Source organism: Marinobacter sp. es.042, assembly GCF_900188315.1.
Classification (GTDB): domain Bacteria; phylum Pseudomonadota; class Gammaproteobacteria; order Pseudomonadales; family Oleiphilaceae; genus Marinobacter.
In genome coordinates this window covers 507,754-532,849 of sequence record NZ_LT897781.1, presented here as the reverse complement: position 1 = coordinate 532,849, position 25,096 = coordinate 507,754, and the positions used below count along the sequence as shown (strand labels likewise).

General features: G+C 57.5%; 21 protein-coding genes. 17 read left to right on the top strand and 4 right to left on the bottom strand.

Going from position 1 to position 25,096, the window contains the following annotated elements; genetic code table 11:
• Positions 1-151: 151 nt before the first annotated feature.
• The 3 genes from gatC to gatB are packed head-to-tail and all read left to right on the top strand — an operon-like array spanning position 152 to position 3,381.
• On the top strand, positions 152-439 hold the full coding sequence (gatC, locus tag CFB02_RS02625) for an Asp-tRNA(Asn)/Glu-tRNA(Gln) amidotransferase subunit GatC (RefSeq protein WP_014577753.1): 288 nt from the start codon (positions 152-154) through the stop codon (positions 437-439).
• A gap of 11 nt (positions 440-450) precedes the next feature.
• Positions 451-1,908: an Asp-tRNA(Asn)/Glu-tRNA(Gln) amidotransferase subunit GatA gene (gene gatA, locus CFB02_RS02620; protein WP_088556759.1), complete on the top strand. Its 1,458-nt coding sequence runs from the start codon at positions 451-453 to the stop codon at positions 1,906-1,908.
• Between the two features lie 21 nt (positions 1,909-1,929).
• Positions 1,930-3,381, top strand: coding sequence for an Asp-tRNA(Asn)/Glu-tRNA(Gln) amidotransferase subunit GatB (gatB, locus tag CFB02_RS02615; protein ID WP_088556758.1), 1,452 nt, complete (start codon positions 1,930-1,932; stop codon positions 3,379-3,381).
• A 437-nt stretch (positions 3,382-3,818) separates the two neighbouring features.
• On the opposite strand, the gene rimO is transcribed toward gatB, so the two are convergent.
• On the bottom strand, positions 3,819-5,165 hold the full coding sequence (rimO, locus tag CFB02_RS02610; protein WP_088556757.1) for a 30S ribosomal protein S12 methylthiotransferase RimO: 1,347 nt from the start codon (positions 5,163-5,165) through the stop codon (positions 3,819-3,821).
• A gap of 315 nt (positions 5,166-5,480) precedes the next feature.
• On the opposite strand from rimO, the gene CFB02_RS02605 reads away from it, so the two are divergent.
• The 4 genes from CFB02_RS02605 (at position 5,481) to CFB02_RS02590 (ending at position 10,050) form a co-directional block, all read left to right on the top strand.
• Positions 5,481-5,891, top strand: coding sequence for a PilZ domain-containing protein (locus tag CFB02_RS02605; protein ID WP_008170127.1), 411 nt, complete (start codon positions 5,481-5,483; stop codon positions 5,889-5,891).
• 160 nt (positions 5,892-6,051) lie between these two features.
• Positions 6,052-6,960: a sulfate adenylyltransferase subunit CysD gene (gene cysD, locus CFB02_RS02600; RefSeq protein ID WP_088556756.1), complete on the top strand. Its 909-nt coding sequence runs from the start codon at positions 6,052-6,054 to the stop codon at positions 6,958-6,960.
• 1 nt (position 6,961) lies between these two features.
• Positions 6,962-8,620, top strand: coding sequence for a sulfate adenylyltransferase subunit CysN (cysN, locus tag CFB02_RS02595; protein WP_088556755.1), 1,659 nt, complete (start codon positions 6,962-6,964; stop codon positions 8,618-8,620).
• 413 nt (positions 8,621-9,033) lie between these two features.
• Entirely contained in the window at positions 9,034-10,050 is a 1,017-nt protein-coding gene (locus CFB02_RS02590; RefSeq protein WP_088556754.1) for a nucleoid-associated protein, read from the top strand.
• Positions 10,051-10,210: 160 nt separating this feature from the next.
• On the opposite strand, the gene trmH is transcribed toward CFB02_RS02590, so the two are convergent.
• Entirely contained in the window at positions 10,211-10,948 is a 738-nt protein-coding gene (trmH, locus tag CFB02_RS02585) for a tRNA (guanosine(18)-2'-O)-methyltransferase TrmH (RefSeq protein ID WP_088556753.1), read from the bottom strand.
• Positions 10,949-11,156: 208 nt separating this feature from the next.
• Here trmH and miaB point away from each other — a divergent pair, with 208 nt between their 5' ends.
• The 5 genes from miaB to lnt all read left to right on the top strand — a co-directional run bounded on the left by miaB (position 11,157) and on the right by lnt (position 16,834).
• A complete protein-coding gene (gene miaB / locus CFB02_RS02580; RefSeq protein ID WP_088556752.1) occupies positions 11,157-12,503 on the top strand; it encodes a tRNA (N6-isopentenyl adenosine(37)-C2)-methylthiotransferase MiaB in 1,347 nt (448 codons plus the stop codon).
• A 483-nt stretch (positions 12,504-12,986) separates the two neighbouring features.
• Entirely contained in the window at positions 12,987-13,970 is a 984-nt protein-coding gene (locus tag CFB02_RS02575; RefSeq protein ID WP_008170111.1) for a PhoH family protein, read from the top strand.
• Complete coding sequence (ybeY, locus tag CFB02_RS02570; RefSeq protein ID WP_088556751.1) at positions 13,967-14,440, top strand: rRNA maturation RNase YbeY; 474 nt, start codon at positions 13,967-13,969, stop codon at positions 14,438-14,440. The genes CFB02_RS02575 and ybeY overlap by 4 nt, the downstream gene beginning before the upstream one ends.
• A complete protein-coding gene (locus CFB02_RS02565) occupies positions 14,437-15,282 on the top strand; it encodes an HlyC/CorC family transporter (RefSeq protein WP_088556750.1) in 846 nt (281 codons plus the stop codon). The genes ybeY and CFB02_RS02565 overlap by 4 nt, the downstream gene beginning before the upstream one ends.
• Positions 15,272-16,834 (top strand): apolipoprotein N-acyltransferase, encoded by a 1,563-nt coding sequence (gene lnt / locus CFB02_RS02560; RefSeq protein WP_088556749.1) that lies wholly within the window; start codon positions 15,272-15,274, stop codon positions 16,832-16,834. Before CFB02_RS02565 ends, lnt begins: the two co-directional genes overlap by 11 nt.
• Here lnt and CFB02_RS02555 read toward each other — a convergent pair.
• Complete coding sequence (locus tag CFB02_RS02555) at positions 16,803-17,351, bottom strand: zinc ribbon-containing protein (RefSeq protein WP_088556748.1); 549 nt, start codon at positions 17,349-17,351, stop codon at positions 16,803-16,805. The genes lnt and CFB02_RS02555 overlap by 32 nt on opposite strands.
• Before the next feature lie 449 nt (positions 17,352-17,800).
• On the opposite strand from CFB02_RS02555, the gene leuS reads away from it, so the two are divergent.
• From leuS to CFB02_RS02530, 5 genes are all read left to right on the top strand, one after another.
• Positions 17,801-20,386 (top strand): leucine--tRNA ligase, encoded by a 2,586-nt coding sequence (leuS, locus tag CFB02_RS02550; protein WP_088559139.1) that lies wholly within the window; start codon positions 17,801-17,803, stop codon positions 20,384-20,386.
• A 40-nt stretch (positions 20,387-20,426) separates the two neighbouring features.
• Complete coding sequence (lptE, locus tag CFB02_RS02545) at positions 20,427-20,975, top strand: LPS assembly lipoprotein LptE (RefSeq protein ID WP_227519299.1); 549 nt, start codon at positions 20,427-20,429, stop codon at positions 20,973-20,975.
• Positions 20,972-21,979, top strand: a complete 1,008-nt coding sequence (holA, locus tag CFB02_RS02540) for a DNA polymerase III subunit delta (protein WP_008170102.1) — start codon at positions 20,972-20,974, stop codon at positions 21,977-21,979. The genes lptE and holA overlap by 4 nt, the downstream gene beginning before the upstream one ends.
• Before the next feature lie 111 nt (positions 21,980-22,090).
• A complete protein-coding gene (locus tag CFB02_RS02535; RefSeq protein ID WP_053112693.1) occupies positions 22,091-22,354 on the top strand; it encodes a hypothetical protein in 264 nt (87 codons plus the stop codon).
• Between the two features lie 187 nt (positions 22,355-22,541).
• Complete coding sequence (locus tag CFB02_RS02530; protein WP_088556746.1) at positions 22,542-23,177, top strand: endonuclease; 636 nt, start codon at positions 22,542-22,544, stop codon at positions 23,175-23,177.
• An 89-nt stretch (positions 23,178-23,266) separates the two neighbouring features.
• Here CFB02_RS02530 and CFB02_RS02525 read toward each other — a convergent pair whose 3' ends face one another.
• Positions 23,267-25,057, bottom strand: coding sequence for an acyl-CoA dehydrogenase C-terminal domain-containing protein (locus tag CFB02_RS02525; RefSeq protein WP_088556745.1), 1,791 nt, complete (start codon positions 25,055-25,057; stop codon positions 23,267-23,269).
• Positions 25,058-25,096 lie beyond the last annotated feature (39 nt).

Genomic DNA, 25,096 nt, shown 5'->3' with positions numbered 1-25,096 from the left:
ACGCTACGAGCACATCCATGTGCGCTTGTTTCGGGCCGTCCCTGGCCCTCAACAGTTTTGAAAGGCAATCTCCGAGCGACCCCACACCTCGGAAATGCCTTCAATCTCTAAAGATTTATTACCGACATTTCATTTATCTGGGAGGCAATGCGTGACCATTTCCCGTGAGGACATTGAGAAAGTCGCTGTACTCGCCCGCATTCGTGTGGATGACGAGCAGGTTTCGGCTCTGGAGAAGGATCTGGGCAATATTCTGGATCTGGTGGATCAACTGGCGGCCGCCGACACCGATTCGGTTGAGCCCATGGCCCATCCGTTGAATGCAGTCCAGCGCCTGCGCGCTGACGAGGTAACCGAGACCAATCAGCGGGAAGCGTTCCAGGCGATTGCTCCGGCAACCGAGAACGGGCTTTATCTGGTTCCCCGAGTGATCGAGTGAAAGGACACGTCATGCATAACAAATCCGTAGCAGAGCTTTCCCGGGACCTGGATCGCGGCCAGGCCTCCAGCGTGGAGTTGACCCAGGAGTTCCTCGACCGCATCAAGCGGGAAGATTCGAAGTACAACAGCTTTATCACCGTGACCGAAGAGCAGGCGCTGGCCGATGCCCGCGTGGCGGATGAGCAGCGGGCGGCAGGGAACGCGACCCCCTGGACAGGCGTTCCTTTCGCGCACAAGGACATTTTCTGCACCAACGGCGTTCGCACTACTTGCGGCTCCAAGATGCTGGAAAACTTTGTCCCCCCCTACGATGCGACTGTCACTGCGAATTTCCGCGAGGCAGGGGCCGTGTGTCTGGGCAAGACCAACATGGATGAGTTCGCCATGGGGTCGTCCAACGAGAACAGTTATTTTGGCGCAGTGACAAACCCTTGGGGCCTTAGTGAAGGTAATAAGCGGGTGCCGGGCGGTTCATCGGGCGGGTCGGCTGCGGCGGTTGCGGCTCGACTGATTCCGGCAGCTACCGCCACGGATACAGGTGGCTCAATCCGTCAGCCAGCGGCACTGTGTGGTGTTACTGGCCTGAAACCCACTTATGGCCGGGTGTCCCGGTACGGGATGATTGCCTTTGCGTCCAGTCTCGACCAGGGCGGTACCATGGCTCGCACAGCAGAAGACAATGCGCTGATGCTGAATGTGATGGCAGGTTTTGATCCGAAGGACTCGACGTCTATTGACCGCGAGGTGCCGGATTACACCGCGACGCTGAACGAACCGCTTAAAGGTATGAAGATCGGCCTGCCCAAGGAGTATTTCAGCGATCAGCTAAGCCCGGCGATGGAGCAGCAGGTTCGCAACGCAGTAAAGGAATACGAGAAACTAGGCGCCACGGTTAAAGAGGTGTCGCTGCCAAACGCGAAGCTCGCGATTGCTGCCTACTATGTAATTGCTCCAGCAGAGGCGTCCGCCAACCTGTCCCGTTTTGACGGGGTTCGCTATGGCTACCGCTGCGAGGATCCCAAGGATCTGATGGATCTTTACACCCGCTCCCGCGCGGAGGGTTTTGGCGAAGAGGTGAAACGTCGGATTCTCGTGGGCACCTACGCTCTCTCCGCCGGCTATTTCGATGCCTATTATCTCAAGGCCCAGAAGGTTCGGCGGCTGATTCAGCAGGATTTCATAAATGCCTTCAAGGAAGTGGATGTGCTGATGAGCCCCACCACACCCTCGCCGGCATTTATTCAGGGTGAAAAAACCAGCGATCCTGTGACCATGTACCTGGAAGACGTATTCACTATCGCCATCAACCTGGCGGGTGTTCCGGCCATGTCGGTACCGGCCGGTTTCGTGGACGGTCTCCCGGTGGGTCTTCAGATTATCGGGGATTATTTCTCCGAGGCCCGTTTGCTGAATGCCGCCCATCAATTCCAGCAGGTGACCGACTGGCACCAGCGTGAACCGCAATAAGCCCGGGACAGGAGAAAGATTATGCAGTGGGACATTGTGATCGGGCTGGAAATTCACGTTCAGCTCGCCACCAAGACCAAGATTTTTTCCGGCTCAAGCACCGCTTACGGCGCCGAGCCCAACACCCAAGCCAACGCCGTTGATCTGGCCATGCCCGGCACCCTGCCGGTGCCCAACGAGCAGGCTTTCCGCTATGCGGTCATGTTTGGCCTGGCGGTGAACGCCGAGATCGAGCGCCGGTCGGTTTTCGAGCGGAAGAACTACTTTTACCCGGATCTGCCCAAAGGCTACCAGACCACGCAGCTGGAACGCCCGATTGTCGGCCCGGGTTTCGTTGATATTGATCTGCCGAACGGTAAGACCAAGCGTGTTCGCATCCATCACGCACACCTGGAAGAAGATGCCGGTAAGTCCCTGCACGAGGATTTCCATGGCATGACCGGCGTTGACCTCAACCGAGCCGGCACCCCGCTCATCGAAGTGGTCACCGAGCCGGACATGAATAATGCGGAAGAAGCCGTTGCCTTTGCCAAGAAGCTGCACAGCATCGTGACGTCACTGGGCATCTGCGACGGCGATATGTCCCAAGGCTCCTTGCGTTTTGACGTGAATATTTCGCTGAAGCCGAAGGGCTCCGACACCCTGGGCACACGTACCGAGACCAAGAACCTGAACTCATTCAGGTTCATGGAGCAGGCTATCGCCCACGAAGTCGAGCGGCAGATGGACATTCTGGAAGACGGCGGCAAAATTGTGCAGGAAACCCGTCTGTACAACGGTGACCGCGACGAATCCCGTTCCATGCGCACCAAGGAAGAAGCCAACGACTACCGCTACTTCCCCTGCCCGGACCTGCTGCCGGTGGAAATCGATGATTCCTTTATTGAGGAAGCTCGCAACAGCCTTCCGGAACTGCCCGACGCTCGCAAAGCCCGCTTTATGGAGCAGTACGGTCTGAATGACTACGACGCCGGCCTGCTAAGCGGCGACTCGAAACTGGCCACTTTCTTTGAAGAAGCGGCCAGCCAGGGCAAAGACGCAAAGCTGGTCGCCAACTGGATCCAGGGCGAATTCTCTGCGCGCCTTAATGCAGAGGAGAAATCGGTTGCCGATTCGCCCATCAGCGGCGCTCAGCTGGGCGATATGGTGGTACGGATTGCAGACAATACGATCTCATCCGCCGGCGCAAAGAAGGTGTTCGAGGCGCTGTGGTCTGGTGAGAACGACAGCGTTGACGCCATCATCGATGCCAAGGGGCTGAAGCAGGTGTCGGACACCGGCGCCCTGGAAGCTATGGTAGATGAGGTTCTGGCGGGCATGCCGGATCAGGTGGCGCAGTACCAGAACGAGGAAGATCCGAAGAAGCGCAAGAAGATGCTTGGTGGCTTTATGGGGCCGCTGATGAAAGCTTCTAAAGGCCAGGGGAACCCGAAGCTTTTCAACGAGATTCTTGTTCGCAAGCTTGGGGGGTGACCCCTTTGGCTTGGGTCGTGGTTTCTGGCTTCGGCCCTAGCCTGGTTGGTTTGGGGTCAGCCGTGGCAGGTCACTTCTCCCGAAAAACGCTACGAGCACATCCATGTGCGCTTGGCTGTGGCCATCCATGGCCACAGACATTTTCGGGAGAAGTGACCTGCCACGGCTTGATACTGTTCAGAAAACGCCTGCACAAAAGAATCGTCGGTCGGATTAGCAAAGCGTAACCCGACCTGTTCCTCTCGTCTATCCGTCCTGATTGCTTGCTATCCCCGAGGGTTCTGAGGCTTTGGCGGGCGGCGCTTCCCAAAAATGTCGGCGGCCAAGGATGGCCGACGCCAAGCGCACATGGATGTGCTCGTAGCGGTTTTTGGGAAGCGCCGCCCGCCAAAGCCCTACACCAGACCATGAAGGCTAGGAGCCCAAGCCAGACGACATCAAAGAAGCCGAGCCCAAAGATCATGCTCATCAGCATGCTCAACAACGGCCTGAACGATTTCGCCTGGCACCAGGTCGGTTTCATCGTTGAGATAAACCATACCGTCGATCTCCGGCGCGTCTGCCTTGGAGCGACCAATGGCGCCTTCCTCGTCAACCTCGTCAATCAGCACGTCGATCGTCTGGCCGATTTTGGCCTGTAGGCGGGCTGCTGAAATCTCTGCCTGTTTTTCCATGAAACGGGCCAGGCGCTCTTCTTTGACTTCCTCGGGAACCGCACCTTCCAGTTCGTTGGCTTTGGCGCCTTCCACCGGGCTGTATTTGAACGCGCCAACGCGATCCAGTTGAGCCTCGTCGAGCCAGTCCAGCAGGTACTGGAAGTCTTCCTCGGTTTCACCGGGGAAGCCGACGATGAAGGTGGAGCGGATGGTGAGCTCGGGGCAGATCTCACGCCATTTGCGGATGCGCTCCAGGGTTTTGCTGTCGTGGGCCGGGCGCTTCATGGCCTTGAGCACTTTCGGGCTGGCGTGCTGGAAGGGGATATCCAGGTACGGCAGGATCTTGCCCTCGGCCATCAAGGGAATGATGTCGTCGACATGGGGATAGGGGTAAACGTAATGCAGGCGTACCCACACGCCCATTTCGCCAAGCGCTTCGCACAGTGACTGCATCTTGGTCTTGAGCGGCCGCCCTTGCCAGAAGCCGGTGCGGTATTTGGTGTCGACGCCGTAGGCGGAGGTATCCTGGGAAATGACCAACAGCTCTTTTACACCGGCATCCACCAGGCGCTGGGCTTCGTCCATTACATCGCCAATGGGCCGACTGACAAGATCACCGCGCATGGAGGGAATGATGCAGAAGGTGCAGCGATGGTTACAACCTTCGGAGATCTTGAGGTAGGCGTAGTGCCGCGGGGTCAGTTTGATTCCCTGCGGCGGAACCAGATCGGTGAACGGGTCGTGCTGTTTTTTCTGCGGAACGAACTGGTGTACCGCGCCGACCACTTCCTCATAGGCGTGGGGCCCGGAAACCGCCAGAACACCCGGGTGAGTATCGCGAATCTTGTCGGCCTCCACCCCCATACAACCGGTGACAATCACCTTGCCGTTTTCGCTGATAGCCTCACCGATCGCATCCAGCGACTCCTGTTTGGCGGCATCGATAAATCCGCAGGTGTTGACCACAACAATGTCGGCGTCGTTATAGGTCGGGACAACATCATAGCCGTCCAGCCTGAGCTGCGTGAGAATGCGCTCGGAGTCGACGAGAGCCTTGGGACAACCGAGGCTGATGAAACCGACTTTGCCGTTGCCGGACGAGGCGGGGGTCTGGGTGTTATCTGTCATAGAAGGCTTGGAATTCCCGGAGCTCAGCGCGAGCCCACAAATGAATGAAGGGCGATATTTTACACCAGCTCAGGGACCGCCTGCAGCAAAAGTCCGACGAGTATTGGAACCGATGGAAACTGACGGACGTCGAAATTTGTGACGGCTTGTTCAGAAAGATTTAACAAATCTGCCACTATAGGCGGCAGGCTTCTTGCTGATCACAAAGTAAACAACTACACTTTCATTCGCTTATCATGCGTTTAAGTGTTTTTCTGGAAGGGATTTATGGGAAAGGCAGCATCATTCGCAACCAGACACGCCAGAAGAGTCAACATGAAACCTGTCGCCGCCAAATTGAATTTGCGCAACCAACAGCGAGTGGACGTAGCCACCGACATTACTATTGAGAAATCGGACGGCTGCTGCCTGACCTGTTCGGTATCCAATCTCTCCCGCACGGGCGTCATGATTTCCTGTAATCAGGAAACGGTGAAACAACTCATTCCCGAGCAAAAAGCCCCGGCTCCAGGACACTGGATTGCCGTGAAGACCCGATTCTCCGTGCCGGTGGTTGCAACGCAACCGGTTTCCATTATTGCCGACGGCAACATCGTTCACATGCGACGCATCGCCAGGGACGAATTTCAGCTGGGCATCCAGTTCGCTGAGTTTGAAGGCAACGGCTTCGATTACGTCGACCGCTACGTTGCTAAACTGCTGGCCGACTCCCGCAATCCGGCCTGAGCTCGACCTGCCGACTGACGCACGACCAAGGCCAACCACTGCTATATTGTTATAACGCCAATGTCTAGTTGGCCGTCTTCTTATGCCCTTACCCCCTCTGGTATAGTTGCCGTATTCATTCGCAAAGCCAACACGGCCCGCACGGCGGCAACGGATTACCATGACCACATACAACCTCACGCACCTGAAACAGCTGGAAGCGGAAAGCATCCACATCATCCGGGAAGTGGCAGCCGAGTTCGACAATCCGGTAATGCTGTATTCCATCGGCAAGGACTCCGCGGTAATGCTTCACCTGGCCCTGAAGGCCTTTTACCCGGGTACGCCGCCCTTTCCGTTGATGCACATTGATACCACCTGGAAATTCCGGGACATGATCAAGTTCAGGGACAACGTCGCTGAGGAGTTCGGCCTCGACCTCATCGTGCACACCAACCAGGAAGGTGTGGATCAGGGAATCGGGCCGTTCACTCACGGCAGCGCGAAACATACCGATGTCATGAAGACCCAAGCCCTGAAACAGGCGCTCGACAAGTACAAGTTTGATGCAGCCTTCGGCGGTGCCCGTCGAGACGAGGAAAAATCCCGGGCCAAGGAACGCGTGTATTCGTTTCGGGATGAGTACCATCGCTGGGATCCCAAGAACCAGCGTCCCGAGTTGTGGAATATCTACAACGGCAAGATCAACAAGGGCGAGAGTATCCGGGTGTTTCCGCTGTCCAACTGGACGGAACTGGATATCTGGCAATACATCTACCTTGAGAACATCGACATCGTTCCGCTCTACTATGCCGCCGAACGCCCGGTCGTTGAGCGCGATGGCACCCTGATCATGGTGGACGACGACCGCATGCCATTGAAGGAAGGCGAGAAACCAATGATGAAATCGGTTCGCTTCCGGACCCTGGGCTGCTACCCGCTGACGGGCGCCATCGAATCCGAAGCCAACACGCTTCCGGACATTATCCAGGAAATGTTGCTGGCCAAGAGCTCCGAGCGCCAGGGCCGGGTAATCGACCACGATTCAGCCGGCTCCATGGAACAGAAAAAGCGGGAAGGGTATTTCTAAGATGTCACACCAGTCTGATCTGATTGCAGAAGATATTCAGGCCTACCTGAAGCAGCACGAAAACAAGGAACTCCTTCGCCTGCTCACCTGTGGCAGCGTGGATGACGGCAAGAGCACCCTGATCGGTCGCCTGCTCCACGACACCAAGATGATCTACGAAGATCACATGGCCAGCCTGAAAACCGACAGCGCCAAGATGGGAACGACGGGTGAGAAACTCGACCTTGCCCTCTTGGTCGACGGCCTGCAGGCCGAGCGCGAACAGGGCATCACAATCGATGTGGCCTACCGGTACTTCTCCACCGACAAGCGCAAGTTCATCATCGCTGACACTCCGGGCCATGAACAGTACACCCGTAACATGGCCACCGGCGCGTCTACCGCCCAGGTCGCGATCCTGATGATCGACGCCCGCCACGGTGTTCTCACCCAAACCCGGCGCCATTCTTACATCGCGTCTCTGCTGGGTATTCGGCACATTGTCGTAGCCGTGAACAAGATGGATCTGGTGGATTTCAGCGAAGAGCGCTTCAACGAAATCAAAGACGATTACCTGGCGTTTGCCGCTAAGCTCGGCCTGAAAGATATCCGTTTTGTGCCGCTGTCCGCCCTGGAAGGCGACAACGTGGTAAACAAAAGCGAGAACACGCCCTGGTTCACCGGCCAGCCCCTGATGGAGATTCTGGAAACCGTGGAAGTTGGCCGGGACAAGAACCTGGAGCATTTCCGCTTCCCGGTTCAGTACGTTACCCGCCCGAACCTCAATTTCCGGGGCTTCTGCGGCACCATCGCCTCCGGCGTGATCCGCCCGGGCGAACAAGTGATGGCCCTGCCCTCGCGCCGCACCAGCACGATCAAGGAAGTTGTCACCTTCGATGGCAATCTAGAAGAGGCCTATATCGACCAGGCGGTTACCCTCACCCTGACCGATGAAATCGACATCAGTCGCGGCGATATGCTGGTCAAAGTGGAAGATGAGCCCGAAGTGGGCAACCGCTTCAACGCCAATATCGTCTGGATGACCGACGCCCCCCTGGAAACCGGCCGGCTGTACGACATCAAGCTGGGACCGACCTTTACCTCTGGCACGGTGAAAAAGATCCACCACCAGACTGACGTAAACACCCTGGAACAGCAGGCCAACCCAAGCCAGCTCCAGCTGAACGAAATCGGCCTGTGCGAGCTGACCCTGAACCAGCCGATCGCCTTCGACGCCTACCAGCGCAACCACGCCACAGGCAGCTTCATCGTGATCGACCGGCTGTCCAACGTCACCATTGGTGCAGGCATGGTGGCCGGCCTGGCAGATTCCGGCGAATCGCTCGATCCGGTTTCAGTAGAAGAACGCGAGCGCCGACTGGCCCAGAAACCGGCCATCATTGCCTGTAATGGTCGCCAGGCGCCAGCGCTGGCCCTCGCCCTTGAGCGTGCGCTGTTCGACCAGGGCAAAACCGCCGTGGTGGTCACCGAAGAAAACGCCGGCGATGCCGACGAACGCCGCCGCGTGGCCCAGCTTCTGACTTCCCACGGCCTGGTTGCCATTGCCGTTAACCTGGGCACTGACATCGCCAACGCCGCAACAACCGCCGACAACGAGCAGGAGATTCCTGAGGCTGTTGGCAAACTTGTTCAGGAGTTGATTCGCAGCAAGCGGGTTTGATTCCTGACTTCTGAGTACACGAGAGATATCCCTGCTTCGGTGGCTGGCGCCGGGGTGGGGGTATCTTTTTCTTTGTGAAAAGCAACTCGCTTCGCTCAGACATCTTTTCCCTGCAGAAAAAGATACCCCCACCCCACCGCCGGCAAACTCTGGCGTTAATCCCCAGAGCAAAAGTACGGCAGAGCATGCATTCCTTTTTTGGCGGGCCACTGATTTGCCCGTGGACGTGGGGTAGGTGATTCTTTTTCTGTAGAAAAAAATGTCTGAGCGAAGCGAGTTGTTTTTTCGGAAGAAAAAGAATCACCTGCCCTGCGGCCCACCCCGGAACCCGCAGACCAGGAATGAATCCATCACCAATACATGGCAGAATCCCGCCTCTCTGAGTTAACCGAAACAACGAACAGGAGCCAAAAATGGCCATCAAACACCTCCGCACTGCCTTCGCCAGCCAGTACCAGCCGGGCCAGCCTGCCCGCCTTGTGACGGGTGAGGCCCTGCAGGAGCCCGGTGGCGATTACGAGGGCCTGCACAAGCAGATGAAGCGCCTGTTCAACAGCAAGCCCGGCAAGAAATACGGCCGCTTTTCCGAAGATCTGGGCGAGTGCCCGTTCAGCGCCTGGCTGAAAGACTACCTGGAAGACAAGCAAACCTTCGGCGCCATGACCGACCGCCTGTTCGGACAGTGGCAGGAGCTCCTGACCGGCAGTCAGGAAGAGTTCGATGGCCATCTGATGATCGTCCATGATGCCCTGGCGGACGCCGAGGTGGTTTACCTGTTTATCCTGGAAACCGACAGCGCCATGCGGTTCGATGGCAACCAGTCACTGGATGCGACCGACGTCCTGAGCCTTTCCCGTTTGAATCTGGCCGTTCGCATCGAGCTGGATGACTGGCGTGGTAACAACCCGGCCGAAAACTATCTGACACTGGTCCACGGGCGCGGGACCGGCGAGCCAGGAGAGCTGTTTATCCGTTTGTGCGGGTTTACCAATCAGGTGGATGTGGAAAAGGAAACCATGACCTTCCTGGATGCGGTGGAAGCTTTTGCCAAGTCCTCCGAGCCTGATAAAGCCGGCGAGGTTCGCACCAAGGCCTATGAGTTCTGTAAGGAGCAGCATGCCCTGGGCGAGCCGGTCGAAATCGAGGCATTGTCCGGCTACCTGGACGAGAGTGAGCCGCAACGCTTCAAGGAGTTTGCCTCAAAAACCGCTGAACTGCCGGAAAGCGGCGTGCTGCACCCGGACCACCGGAAAGTGAAAAAGCTGGTACGGATTGCAGGCTCGGGAGGCGGAATGAGCGTGTCCTTCTCCTCCGACCTGGTAAATCAGGCGGTTTACTATGACCGCGACAAAGACGCGTTGACCATTACCCGGCTTCCCAAGGCTTTGCGGGAGCAGCTTCAGCGGTATCTTGAGGCTCGCGAGGAGTGATGGGCTCTAGCTTTTGCTAAGTAGCCTGCTCGATTTGGGGGCTGGTCCAGAGGTGGGAGGCCTTTTCTTCTGGGAAAAGCAACTCGCTTCGCTCAGACATCTTTTCCCGACAGAAAAGACCTCCCACCCCCGGACCGATCTCACAGAAGAGTAATTTTTTTTATTGCTCATCTGCGGTGACTTTGGGTTCGTCATCCCACCGTGGGCGATTCGCCCTTAACTTTCTTACTTCCTGCATCCAGCCCACACCGTCGACCAACTCACCCGTTTCCGGGTCTATCGGCGGGTACGGCAAATTGCGGTCGTCGCAGTAGCGTTTGACGGTGGGCTGACACCAACAGAATAAAAGGCGGTTGTACTCGTCATCCGGCATCCGGCGCTGATCGAACATGCCGGCCAGCTTCCGCTGCCTCTGGGCTTCGGACAGGACAATCGCGCAGGCAGACGATACATTCAGCGACTCCACCATCCCCATCATTGGGATAACGATGTGCTCGTCAGCCTGAGCCGCGGCATCGACGCTGACGCCATCCACTTCGTTACCCAGGATTATCGTGCAAGGCAGGGTGTAATCCACATCCCGGAAATCGATAGCCCGGTCGGAGAGCTGCGCCGCATAGAGCTTGTGGCCCTGCACTTTCAGACTCTGGATCGCTTCTTCCATGCTCCGGTGGGTGTGGGTGGTGACCCAGTTGTAGCTGCCTCCGGCGGTTTTCCGGAAAGCCCGAAATCCTTCCTTGGGCCAGACCACGTGCATGTTGGCCAGGCCGAAAGCATCGCAGGAGCGAATGATGGCGGAGAGGTTCCGGGGTTTGTGAACCTGGTCGGTGAGGACGCTCAGATCCGGTTGCCGGGTGTTCAAGGTTTGTTTGATCCGGGAGAGGCGTTCGGGGGTCATTTTGGTGTTTGGGAATTAGGTTGAAGGATTTATCGTGAGGCTCGTCGAAACCATAAGCGCCAAATAGTACCACAACCGAACTAGCAACTAGCCGAGACAAAGGTGGTTGAAGTTTAAGCACCCCGTTATAATACGCAGTTCCTTTTTGCTGGCGCCCCGTTTCAAACACCAGTTCCCGGCGCAACATCCATCAGATTACGTGAGACCCATGGCCAAGAAGCTGTACATCAAAACCCACGGCTGTCAGATGAACGAGTATGACTCTGCCCGCATGGCAGACCTGCTCAAAACCGGTGAAACCGTCGAAATGACAGATTCACCCGATGACGCCGACATCCTGCTGCTGAACACCTGCTCCATTCGGGAAAAAGCCCAGGAGAAGGTGTTCCACCAGCTTGGCCGCTGGAAAAAGCTGAAAAGCAAAAAGCCGGAAATGATCATCGGTGTGGGTGGCTGTGTGGCTTCCCAGGAAGGCCAGGCGATCATTGACCGCGCACCCTACGTGGACATGGTCTTCGGCCCCCAGACCCTGCATCGCCTGCCGGACATGATTACGGAAGTGCGCGCCAAGGGTAACGGTGTTGGCGTGGTGGACGTCAGCTTCCCGGAAATCGAAAAATTCGACAACCTCCCCGAGCCCGGCGCAGACGGCCCTTCCGCGTTTGTTTCAATCATGGAAGGCTGCAGCAAGTACTGCACGTTCTGCGTGGTGCCCTACACCCGCGGGGAAGAAGTCAGCCGCCCGGCAGACGATGTGATCGCCGAAGTGGCCCACCTCGCCAGCCAGGGTGTTCGCGAGGTTAACCTGCTGGGCCAGAACGTGAATGCCTACCGTGGCGAAACCCACGACGGCGACACGATGGACCTGGCGGAACTGATCGAGCTGATCGCCACCATCGACGGCATTGATCGCATCCGTTACACCACGTCCCACCCGGTGGAATTCTCGGATGCTCTGATTGACGTGTACGAGCGGGTTCCGGAGCTGGTCAGCCACCTGCATCTGCCAGTTCAGAGCGGTTCCGACCGCATCCTGGCGGCCATGAAGCGCGGCCATACAGCACTGGAGTACAAATCCAAACTCCGCCGCCTGCGCAAGATCCGCCCGGATATCAGTTTCTCGTCGGACTTCATCATCGGCTTCCCGGGCGAAACCGAGAAGGACTTTGAAGACACCATGAAGCTGATCAACGACATCGGCTTCGACATGTCCTTCAGCTTCGTATACAGCGCCCGTCCGGGCACACCGGCGTCAGACCTGCCGGACGATACGCCATTGGATGTGAAGAAGCAGCGTCTGAGCATCCTGCAGGATCGCCTGAATCAGAATGTGATGGATATCAGTCGCAAGATGGTGGGTTCCACCCAGCGGATTCTGGTGACCGGTCTGTCCAAGAAGGACCCTGGCGAATACGCAGGGCGTACCGAGAACAACCGGATTGTGAATTTCCGGCATGAGAATCCGGAGGTTGTTGGGCACTTTATTGATGTCGATATTGTGGAGGCCTATCCCAATTCACTTCGCGGGGTGCCTGTTAACTCGGAGTTGTTTTAGGCCTGGTTTCGTATTCGTCTGAGGCTTGGTGTAGGGCGAGTGGTGGGGCTCCCCTCCCAAAAACCGCTACGAGCACATCCATGTGCGCTTGGCGTCGGCCATCCTTGGCCGCCGACATTTTTGGGAGGGGAGCCCCACCAATCTCCGTCAGCACCACAGCCGTCTGCCCGATGTGAGCTCCGCATTCGTAGATTGGATTAGACGAAGTCGTAATCCAACAATATGCCTGTAATGAAGAAAGCTGCCGGATTACACCTCCGGCTACCCCGATCTACTTGTTTTTTTACATTCGGGCCTGCACATAGAATGATCAGGGTAAGGGCCGGGAGGACTTTCCAAAAACGTGGAGCGCCAGGGATGGCGCGACCGAGCCCTACATGGACGTACTTGCGGGCGCTTTTTGGAAAGTCCTCCCGGCCCTTGCCCGTTAACTGAATATCGAAAATACGTACTCCCAGGGGAGTAAACGAAAACGGAGCACTTTTGAACGCCAACGATCACAGACAATTTGACCTGCACCCTGTGGACCAGCGTCGGCTGGCGACGCTTTGTGGCCAGTTTGATGAAAACCTGAAAATGATTGAAAAACGCCTGCACGTGAAAGTCGGCAGGCGCGGACATCATTTCCGAGTTGAGGGTGAGACTGAGCATGTGGCGGCGGCCGTTGAGGTTATCCGGCATCTTTATCGGGAAACCGAGGCCACCGATGACCTTCCTCCGGATACCGTGCATCTGTTTATCCGGGAAACCGGTTTTGAACGCCTGCCCGAAGACGTGCCCTACGATGGCGCTGTGACGGTCATCAAGACACCCAAGCTTCAGGCCAAGCCGCGGGGCGCGAATCAGCAGAAGTATGTGCACAATATCCGCACCCACGATATCAACTTCGGGATTGGGCCGGCGGGTACTGGCAAGACCTGGTTGGCGGTGGCCTGTGCCGTTGAAGCCCTGAAAGACGAGCAGGTGAAGCGGATTTTGCTGGTTCGGCCCGCGGTCGAGGCCGGCGAGAAGCTTGGTTTTCTTCCCGGCGACCTCGCACAAAAGGTCGACCCATACCTGCGCCCGCTGTACGACGCTCTCTATGAAATGCTTGGGTTTGACCAGGTTACCCGGCTGATTGAGAAAAGCGTGATCGAGATTGCGCCGCTGGCGTTCATGCGCGGCCGTACGCTGAACAACTCATTCATCATTCTGGATGAGAGCCAGAACACCACCCGGGAGCAGATGAAGATGTTTCTGACCCGGATCGGCTTTGGCTCCACGGCTGTGATTACCGGCGACACCACTCAGGTAGACCTGCCACGGGGTCAGAATTCGGGGCTTATTCACGCTGCCGGGGTTCTGAGCAAGGTATCGGGTATTGGGTTCACACGGTTCGAAGCAAAGGACGTTGTTCGGCACCCGCTGGTACAGCGGATTGTTGAAGCCTACGATTCCTTTGACGACGGGAGTGCAACTGGCCAGTGAATAAGCTGACTGTGGATTTTCAGCAGGTTTTTGAGGCGCCAGGGATACCTTCGGAGACGCAGGTTCAAAAATGGGCGCAACTTGCCTGGCAGGGCGAGGATCCGTCCGAGGTGACGGTCCGTATTGTCGGAACCGAAGAAAGCCAGGCCCTGAACCATCAGTACCGTGAGCGGGACTATCCAACCAACGTGTTGTCCTTCCCATTTGAGGCGCCAGCCGGTATAACGGTGCCATTGGCCGGAGATCTGGTGATTTGTGCACCGGTTGTCGAGAAAGAGGCCATGGAACAGGAAAAAACCCTGGTCGCCCACTGGGCGCACATGGTGGTTCACGGCATGTTGCATCTCCAGGGTTTTGATCATATTGAAGACGAAGATGCCGAGGTCATGGAAGCCCTCGAAGTCCGGCTGCTTGCGCAGCTCGGATTCGGCAATCCCTACGAAGCAGAGGAAACGGAACAAGACTCATGAGCGACGATCAGTCGAGTCGCAGCCAGGGCGGCAAGTCCTGGCTGGAACGTATATCCCAGGCCTTCTCCAGCGGGCCTGAGTCCGTTGAGGACGTGCTGGAAATCCTGCGGGACGCCGAGTCCCAGAACATCATCGATGTTGATGCCATGAGCATCATCGAAGGTGCCATGCAGGTGATCGACATGCGGGTGGATGAGATCATGATTCCCCGCTCCCAGATGGTCACCGTCAAGGCATCCCAGGAGCCCAAGGAGTTCCTGGGCGAAATCATGGATTCTGCACACAGCCGGTTCCCGGTCATCGGGGACAGCCAGGACGACGTGATTGGCGTTCTTCTGGCCAAGGATCTGCTTCCCCTGGCTCTGAACAACGACCTCAACTGGAATCGTATCCGGGAAATTCTGCGCCCGCCCACCTTCGTGCCCGAGAGCAAGCGCTTGAACCAGCTGCTCAAGGAGTTCAAGGAAAACCGTAACCACATGGCCATTGTGGTGGACGAATACGGTGGTACGGCCGGCCTGATCACCATTGAAGACGTGCTGGAACAGATTGTGGGCGAAATCGAAGACGAGCACGATTTTGATGAAGAAACCCACATCAAGGCCCGGGGCGATGGCAGCTATGCCGTAAAAGCGGTAACACCCATTGATGATTTTAATGAGTTCTTCGAGACCGAACTGGACGAAGAGGAATTCGACACCATCGGTGGAGTGGTTCTCAAGGAATTCGGACATCTGCCCAGACGGGGCGAATCGGTTGAATTCGGCGGTTTGCGCTTTACCATTGCCAACGCCGATAACCGCGTAATCCGTCTGCTGCAGGTAACCCGAAGTGATCCTTAACGCGACAAACACCAGAGCGCTGAAAACCCCGTTTTCCTCCAACGCTTGGCTGGGCGCGGCAACCCTTCTGGTTGCCGGCGCCCTGCAAACCCTGACCTTTTCACCGTTCCACCTCTGGTGGCTGGGGCCGGTTTCGGTCCTTCTTATTCTCCTTGTGACGATTCCGCTGGCTCCAGAAAAGCTCTTCCGGGCCGGTTGGCTTACTGGCCTGGGGCTGTTCGGCAGCGGCGCCAGCTGGGTCTACGTCAGTATCAGCGAACACGGTAATACCGCCATTCCGATTGCCGTCTTGTTGACGGTTCTTTTTGTCGCGGGGCTGGCGCTGTTCCACGGTCTGGCGTTCTGGTTCTGGGGCAAACTGGCCAAGGGCAGCCCGGCACGGCGCCTGATCCTGTTTCCGGCTATCTGGATTCTGGGCGACTGGCTCAGGGGCTGGCTGCTCACCGGCTTTCCCTGGCTGTATCTGGGCACGGCGCACACGGACGGCCCCCTGGCCGGACTGGCACCTCTGACCGGCGTGCATGGCATTACTTTCTGGATAACGGCCACAGGGGCCGCACTCTACGGGAGTTGGTGGCTCCTGAAACACGCCAAGCCAGTCGCTGCAGGCGTCACTCTTGCTGTGACCCTGATTCCCTGGTTAGTTGCGCCAGCCATGAATCGCCTCGACTGGACGGATCTTAGCGAAGACCCCACAACCTTTGCCGCCATGCAGGGCAATATTCCCCAGCAGATCAAATGGGATCCGGAATTCCTGAAGGACCAGATCGTCACCTACCTTGGGATGACCGAAGACCACTGGGACACAGACCTGATCCTCTGGCCCGAGACCGCCATTCCGATCCCCCAGGACCAGGCTGGCAAGATCATTGATCACATCAGTGAACAGCTGGGCGACAACAGTACGCTGATTACCGGAATACCCTGGTACGGCTTCAGCGACCGTATTGAAGATTTCACGTTCCACAACAGCATCATGGCCATCGGCAATGGCGAAGGGATCTACCACAAGCAGAAACTCGTGCCTTTCGGCGAGTACGTGCCACTGCAAAGCGTGCTGCGGGGCCTGATCGGTTTCTTCGACCTGCCCATGAGCGATTTCAGCCGGGGGCCGGCTTGGCAAGATCCGCTCGAGGCCAATGGTATCAATGTGATGCCATTCATTTGCTACGAGGTCGCCTACCCGGATTTTGTCGCCTTCAATGCCCGGGACGCGGGCCTGCTGCTCACGATCAGCAACGACGGCTGGTTCGGCGATTCCATTGGCCCGTTGCAGCACTTGCAGATCGCCAGAATGCGGGCACTGGAGACTGGCCGCTATATGCTCCGCGGCACCAACAATGGCGTGACCGCGATTATCAATAATCGGGGCGAGCTCACTGAAACCATTCCCCAGTTCGAGCGCGCCACCCTGACCGGCGAAGTGTTTACCGCCACGGGCAGCACGCCTTACATGCAGACTGGCTCGTGGCCTGTCCTGACCCTGGCGGTCATTCTGATCGTTTTTGTCCGGGAGCGGATCATTCCTCCTGTTTCGGCCAGCGGCTCGTAACCCGCTCGTAGTAGTGGGAGCCGCAGGCTTCACAGGGCTCCAGGTGGCTGGTGGCTGTCAGGCAGCGCATATGCCCGCAGTTCAGGCACTGGAACATGCCAGCAGTGGCCACCTCGCCTGAGATGTACTGGCCCACTTCCTTTTTTTCCAGTTTCTGTCTGAGTTCCAGGAAGTCGACGACGGTTTTATCAGCAACCGAGAACAAACTGTCCGCCAACTGGTGTTCCAGCAGCGCAATATCAAGCTGCAACCATTCGCTCAGGCCCTCACCAGTCTCCTCGACAAAATGCAGCAGGTGTTCAAGATCCCGCTGCAGATAAGCCCCCAGGAGGTTTGCCTCATCCCGGGTCATTTCCTCGAGTTCGTACTCGAACTCCACCGCTTTCTGGACCTCTTCTTCGAGGTTCTGGAGCGATGTTTCTTCCAGGTCATGGAGACGCGTTTTTACCCGCTCCAGCATACGGTCGTAAACTTCCAGTGCCTTGCCTGAGAGATGACTTCTTTCTGGTTGTGTCATGTTGACTCCTTGATACCGCAAATCTGGGTGCAAGAGCCGGACTACGCCCTCTCTTTCCGGGACACGCTGTGAATACATCCCTGTACGCTTGACTGCAGCATCCATGCTGCAGACAGTCCCGGAAAGAGAGGTCGAAGCCCGTCTCCCAAACCTTGGGAAAACACCTGCCGACTCCACTGCTTATGCCTGGGGCGCTGGCGGCGATGACTCCCCGGGACTGTGAGCAGCATGGATGCTGCGATCAAGCCTACACGGACGTATTCACGGCGTGTCCCGGGGAGTCATCGCCGCCAGCGCTACCCCCATATCAGCAAGTCTGGCACAAGAACAGAAAATTGGCAGACTACCTGTAAAGGCTAGTGTGCGTTAGAATGTCCGGCCCGCTCCGGACGTGATTTTTGATACAGGCTTTTATTTTTCCACACAAGGTAATTTCGGTAATGGCAGGAATGGACGAGCAATACAATCCCCGTGACGTAGAACAGAATGCCCGTGATTTCTGGGAAGAGAACAAGACCTTTATGGTCAAGGAAGAGCCGGGCAAGCCCAAGTACTACTGCCTGTCCATGTTCCCCTACCCCAGTGGCAAGCTGCACATGGGGCATGTCCGTAACTACACCATCGGCGATGTGATCTCCCGCTATCAGCGCATGCAGGGCAAGAACGTGATGCAGCCCATGGGCTGGGACGCATTCGGTCTGCCCGCCGAGAACGCCGCCATTGCCAACAAGACCGCGCCGGCCAAGTGGACCTACGCCAATATCGAATACATGAAGAACCAGCTCAAGCAGCTGGGTTTCGGATACGACTGGGATCGGGAGCTGGCGACCTGCAAGCCGGATTACTACCGTTGGGAGCAGTGGTTCTTCGCCCGCCTGTACGAAAAGGGCCTGGTGTACAAGAAGATGTCCACGGTGAACTGGGACCCGGTGGACCAGACGGTTCTGGCCAACGAGCAGGTAGTCGACGGCCGGGGCTGGCGTTCCGGGGCGCTGGTTGAGCAGAAGAAAATTCCCCAGTGGTTTATCCGCATTACCGATTACGCCGAAGAGCTGCTGAACGATCTGGATGAGCTGGAAGACTGGCCCGAGCAGGTCAAGACCATGCAGCGCAACTGGATCGGCAAGTCTGAAGGTACCGAGCTGACCTTCCCGCTGAAAGACCGGGACAGTGGCCTGACCGTTTACACCACCCGCCCCGACACCCTGATGGGTGTGAGCTACATGGCCGTGGCCGCAGAACATCCGCTGGCGAAAGAGGCGGCGGAGCGCCATCGGGACGTGGCTGAGTTTGTCGAGGAGTGCCGCAACAGCAAGACCGCGGAGGCCGAGCTGGCCACCATGGAAAAGCGCGGCATCGACACCGGTTTCAAGGCGATTCACCCGCTGACCCAGGAAGAGATCCCAATCTGGGTCGCCAACTTCGTGCTGACTGACTACGGCACCGGTGCCCTGATGGCGGTTCCGGGCCACGACGAGCGGGACCATGAGTTTGCCCGCAAATACAAGCTGCCCATCAAGCAGGTTATTGCCGCCCGCGATGGCCGCGAGATTGATGTGCAGGAAGAAGCGTTTACCGAAAAAGGCACGCTGGTGTCTTCTGGCAAATACAGCGGCCTGACCAGCGAGGAAGCCTTCGACGAGATTGCCTGCTACCTGGAAGAACAGAATATCGGCAAACGCACCGTCAACTACCGCCTGCGCGACTGGGGCGTATCCCGCCAGCGTTACTGGGGTGCACCGATCCCGATGATGACCCTGGAAGATGGCACAGAGATGCCGGTGCCCGATGACAAGCTGCCGGTACGTCTGCCGGAAGATGTGGAAATGGACGGTGTCCAGTCCCCCATCAAGGCCGACCCTGAGTGGTGCAAGACGGAGTTCAACGGCCAGCAGGCGACGCTGGAAACCGACACCTTTGATACGTTCATGGAGTCCTCCTGGTACTACGCGCGATTCTGCAGCCCCAATTACGACCAGGGCATGCTGGACCCGTCTGCGGCCAACTATTGGTTGCCCGTGGATCAGTACATTGGTGGCATTGAACACGCGATCCTGCACCTGCTCTACGCCCGCTTCTTCCACAAGCTCCTGCGGGATGTCGGGCTGGTAACCAGTTCAGAGCCATTCAACCGGCTGCTTTGCCAGGGCATGGTTCTGGCGGAGACCTATTACCGCGACGATGGCAAAGGCGGCAAGGTATGGATTTCGCCCGCCGACGTGACCGTTGAGCGTGACGAAAAGGGCCAGCCCGTTCGAGCAGTACACGGGGAAGATGGTGAGCCGGTGGTTTCCGGCGGCGTCACCAAGATGTCCAAGTCCAAGAACAACGGTATCGATCCGCAAGCTATTATTGATGAGCACGGCGCCGATACGGTTCGCCTGTTCATGATGTTTGCGGCCCCGCCAGAACAGTCCCTCGAGTGGTCGGACAGCGGTGTCGAAGGCGCACACAGGTTCCTCAAGCGGGTCTGGCGTCTGGTGAACGAACACGCCGCCGCTGGCCCGGCACCCGCTCTGGACGCGGCAAGCCTGAACGATGACCAGAAAAACCTGCGGCGCAAGACTCACGAAACCATTGCCAAAGTCAGTGACGACATCAGCCGTCGGCTGACCTTCAACACGGCCATTGCCGCGGTGATGGAGCTGCTTAACGAGGTCGGCAAACTGCAGTGTGACGAACCCCAGACCCGGGCGGTACGCCAGGAAGCGCTGGACACCGCAGTGCTTGTGCTGTCGCCGATCGTCCCCCACATCTGCCACACCCTCTGGCAGGCGCTCGGCCACCAGGAGCCCGTGGTTGATGCACCCTGGCCAAAAGCCGATGAAGCCGCCATGGTTCGCAGCCAGATCCAGGTGGTACTGCAGGTGAATGGCAAGGTGCGAGCCAAGGAAGATGTGCCTGCCGACATCAGTAAAGCGGACCTCGAAAAGCTGGCCCTGGATAACGAGAATGTCATGCGCTTTACCGAGGGAGCGACGGTGCGCAAGGTTATCGTGGTCCCCGGCAAACTGGTGAACGTGGTGGCCAACTGATATGTACCGGCACTCCGCTCTGAAATCGTCAGCACGCCTTATGCTGACCGCTGTAATGGCGGCGCTGCTTGGTGGTTGCGGATTCCAGTTGCGGGGTGCGCCACCGGTTTCTTCTGCCCTCGAGCCTCTTGCCGTGGATTGCTCCTCACAGGTGCCCGACACGCTGTGCCGTTCCTTGCGTGAACAATTGAACCTGGGCAATATCCGGGTGGCGCCAGTGGCAGAGGCCGACTACATTCTGCGGCTGAAGAATTTCGAGCGTGACCGTCGCGCAAGTGCCATTACCGCCCAGGCCGCAGCCGCGGAATACACGCTGCGTCACTCTGTCGATCTTGAAGTAATCAGCGCTGATCGGGTTCCCATAGTGGGCACGACACGCCTGACCACCAGCGAGAGTTACCGCTACGACGAAACCAACGTGCTGGCAAGACAGCGGGAAGAAGAGACCCTCCGCCAGCAAATGGACGATCGTCTTGCGCAGCAGGTGATATTCCGGCTGGCACCATTGACCCCGCAGCGAATCGACGCCATCCGGGCAGATTACCAGCGTGAACAGGAAGCCGACGCCCCAGCCACAGGCCAGCCATGAAGACCAATCCGGGCCAGTTATCCCAGCTGCTGAAAAAGGGCCTTTCGCCCGTCTATCTCATATCCGGGGACGAACCTCTTCTGGTTCAGGAATGTTGTGATCAGGTTCGCAAGGCCGCAAAAGACGCCGGTTTTCATGACCGCCTGACCTTTCACGCTGACCACCAACTGGACTGGAACGCCGTTGGCGAGGAATTCAGTGCCATGTCCCTGTTTGCGGAAAAACGGCGCATCGAGATTCACTTGCCAACCGGCAAGCTGGGCGACGGCCGCGCCGTACTGGAACGAGTCCTGGCCGACCCTCCCGATGATATCATCCTCGTGCTCATCAGTGCCCGTCTGGACGCGGCGGAAACCCGCCGCAAATGGTACAAGGAGCTTCAGGGAAAGGGCGTGCACGTACCGGTGTGGCCCGTCGATGCCGACAAGTTCCAGGGTTGGCTACAGCAGAGGGCCAGCAACCGCGGCCTCAGCCTGACCCGGGGGGCCCTGGCCATCATGAGCGAACGCCTTGAGGGCAATCTGCTCGCCGCCAGCCAGGAGCTCGACAGGCTGTCACTGCTCGCAAACGGCAATACCATTGATGAGGAAACCGTTGAACAGGCGGTCCAGGACAGTTCCCGATTCAATGGCTTTGAACTCGTGACCGAGCTGATCAGTGGCCGGGCGCCCCACGCCGGTAAGATGATCACTGTGCTTCAGCAAGAGGGAGAAAACCCACTCGGTTTGCTGTCGGTTCTCAGCCGTGATCTGAACCTGCTTCTCGAATTGAAGTCTGCAGCCGGCCAGTCGGAAAATCCTGCCGCATTCCTGAAAAAACGGGGCGTATTCCAGCCGCAACGTGCCCGAGCAATGGAACAGGCCGCTCGCCGGCTGAACCGGAACCAACTGAATGAGGCCATCACCCTGTGCAGCCAGATCGACCGCGCGGCGAAAGGCTTCGATTCCCTCTCCCCCTGGCACTATTTGCGGGATATGTCTGCCCTGCTCGCCGGCCGTTCCTGATCTGAATCAAACTCAGCCGTCGTTGTGCCCTGTTAGCCCTGCCAGCCCCTTGACAGTTTTTTACGATCGGGCGCATTGTAGGCACTCCAACAATCCAAGGAGGTGCTTGATATGAGTCTTCAAGAAGAACTCAAGAAGCTGTCGGAGAAAGTAAAGCAATACCGGGATGAGGCGCGCGTCCAGATGCATCTGGCCCGTGAAGACGTTAAAGACGAATGGGAGGATCTCGAGCAGGATTGGGATCGTTTCAGAAGCAAGATCGATGAAGTTCTACACGATGCCGACAACGCGTCCCAGGAAGCTCGTCAGACCGCATCAAAACTTGGCGAAGACCTGAAAACCGGTTACCAGAACATTCGCAACAAACTGAAGTAATACCGTTAACCCGTTAACATTACGCCACAAATTTCTAGCCTGGAGGCTCCGTGATTTGGAGCCTCTGTGCCATACTTCACAGTATCCGTGAACAAAGCGTCATAGTTTTGACCCGCTTGATCAGATCCTGACCAGTGAGGCCCGAATTGACAGGGTGCTTGAACACACTGCGAGGTATAAAAGGCGTATGAAACCATTCTTACTGATACCCACAGCACTTGGCCTATTGCTCACCACTACCCTCGTGATTGGCCAGAATACCCGCTTCAGTGATCCCAAAACCGTTGTTTCCGATCATTTCTGGGGTGACCTTTACGCCAGTGGCGGCAATTCCTTCTTCTGCAACATCGCCTTTACAAGCAAAGGATTCGTTCTGACGGACGGTTATGTCTATCCACTGGCCGATGTCCGCAGCGCACTCGACTGTGGCACCTCGCGTCAATGCGAACAGGATAACCGATACCGTCAGATCGCGTCCGACATGCACAACATGGTACCGGTGCGCAGCCGGACGGAGATGGGCCGGCGAAACGCTCGTTACGAGGACCTGGGCTCGTCAGTAAGCGAAGACGAATGCGGCATTCGCCAGAGCGCCCAGTTCTTTGAGCCCCCGGGGCGGGTCAAGGGAGATGTGGCGCGCACGGTGGCCTACATGGTGGACACCTATGATTTACCCTGGCTTGGCTCCGCAGCGGTGTTCAAGGGCTGGAACAGGCTGGATCCGCCGGATGATGGCGAGCTGACCCGTCATGGGCGCATTGTCGAAATCCAGGGTAATGCCAATCCCTTTATTACCAATCCGGAGAGAATGGAGCGACTTTGAGGGTCCGGGAAACCATGCTGACCAACAATAAACCATAAAAAAAAACAGGCCCGAGGGCCTGTTTTTTGTGCCTGCGTCTTGCTGGCTAATCAGAACTCTTCAGCCGTCAGCGCCATCATGGAGTCGCTACCGCTGCGAATACCTTCAGCCAGTGAAACGGTCTTGGGCAGCAGGCGGTCAAAGTAGAAGCGCGCTGTTTTCAGTTTACCGCTGTAGAATCCGGAGGTATCTGAATCCGCCTGGGGCGCAGCCGCTTTGACGATCCTCGCCCACATATAGCCCAGGGCGGTCAGGCCGAACAGATCGAGGTAGTCCACAGACGCTGCGCCAATGGCATTAGGGTTATCGCCAGCCTGCCTGATTACATGCTCGGTCACATCGTCGAGACGCTCGACCGCTGCAGCAAGCGGCTCAAGGAACGGGCGCAGATGTTCGTTACCACTGTTCTCCTCCAGGAAGTTTGCGACGTCCTGGGCAAACAGCTCGTAAAGCTTGCCCTGGGTGCCGACCACTTTCCGACCCATCAGATCCAGTGCCTGGATACCATTGGTTCCTTCGTAGATCTGGGTAATGCGGCAGTCACGAACCAGTTGCTCCTGACCCCACTCGCGGATGAAACCATGACCACCAAAGACCTGCTGACCCATGATGCAGGTATCGAGGCCGCGATCCGTGAGAAATGCCTTGGCCACCGGTGTCAGCAACGCCACCATACCTTCGGCGTGTTTGCGACGCTCATCATCCTCGGCGAACTTGGCGATATCGAGCCACTGGGCTACGTAGGTTGAGAAAGTACGACCGCCCTCCACATAACCTTTCATCGTGAGCAGCATGCGCCGGACATCCGGGTGCACGAGGATTGGATCTGCCGCCTTCTCAGGCTCCTGAGCACCGGTCGGTGCACGGCTCTGGATACGATCAAGGGCGTATTCCCGAGCGCTCTGCAGAGAGGCTTCGGCAGCGCCGATGCCCTGGATACCAACGCCCAGGCGTTCGTAGTTCATCATGGTGAACATCGCCGCCAGACCCTTGTTTTCTTCGCCGACCAGCCAGCCTTTGGCGCCATCGAAGTTCATTACGCAGGTCGCAGAACCCTTGATGCCCATTTTCTTCTCAAGGGAACCACAGCTGAAGCTGTTGCGCTCGCCAAGGGAACCATCGTCATTCACGAGGAACTTGGGTACCAGGAACATGGAAATGCCCTTGGGACCTTTCGGCGCATCCGGCAGTTTGGCCAGCACCAGGTGGATGATGTTCTCCGCCATGTCATGCTCGCCCCAGGTGATAAAGATCTTGGTACCTGTAACGTTGAAGGAGCCGTCATCATTCGGTTCCGCCTTGGTGCGAATGATCCCGAGGTCTGTGCCGGCGTGGGGCTCGGTCAGATCCATGGCGCCGGACCAGACACCGGAATACATGTTAGGCAGGTACTTTTCTTTCAGCTCATCACTGCCGTGGGCGTCCAGCGCGAGGCAGGCGCCGGCCGTAAGCATGGGGGCCAACCCGAATGCCATGTTGGCGCCCTGCATCATCTCCTCGAACTGCGCGACGAGGGTCTTGGGCATGCCCATGCCGCCAAAGTCCGGGTTGCCGCCAAGACCGTTCCAGCCGCCTTCAACGATGGTCTGGTACGCTTCCTTGAAGCCCTCCGGAGACGTCACCTCACCGTCGTTCCATTTGCAGCCCTGCTCATCACCTTCGCGATTCAGGGGCGCAAGTACACCACTGCTGATCTTGCCGGCTTCTTCAAGAATGGCGTCCGCCGTTTCCGGGTCCACATGCTCGGCAACCTTGGGCAGTGAGGCCCACAGTGCGGGGGCATCGAAAACCTCATTCAGAACAAAGCGCATGTCACGTAGGGGTGCCTGATAATCAGCCATCTAAAACTCTCCAAAAATTCTGTCAGTCTGTTCAGGTGG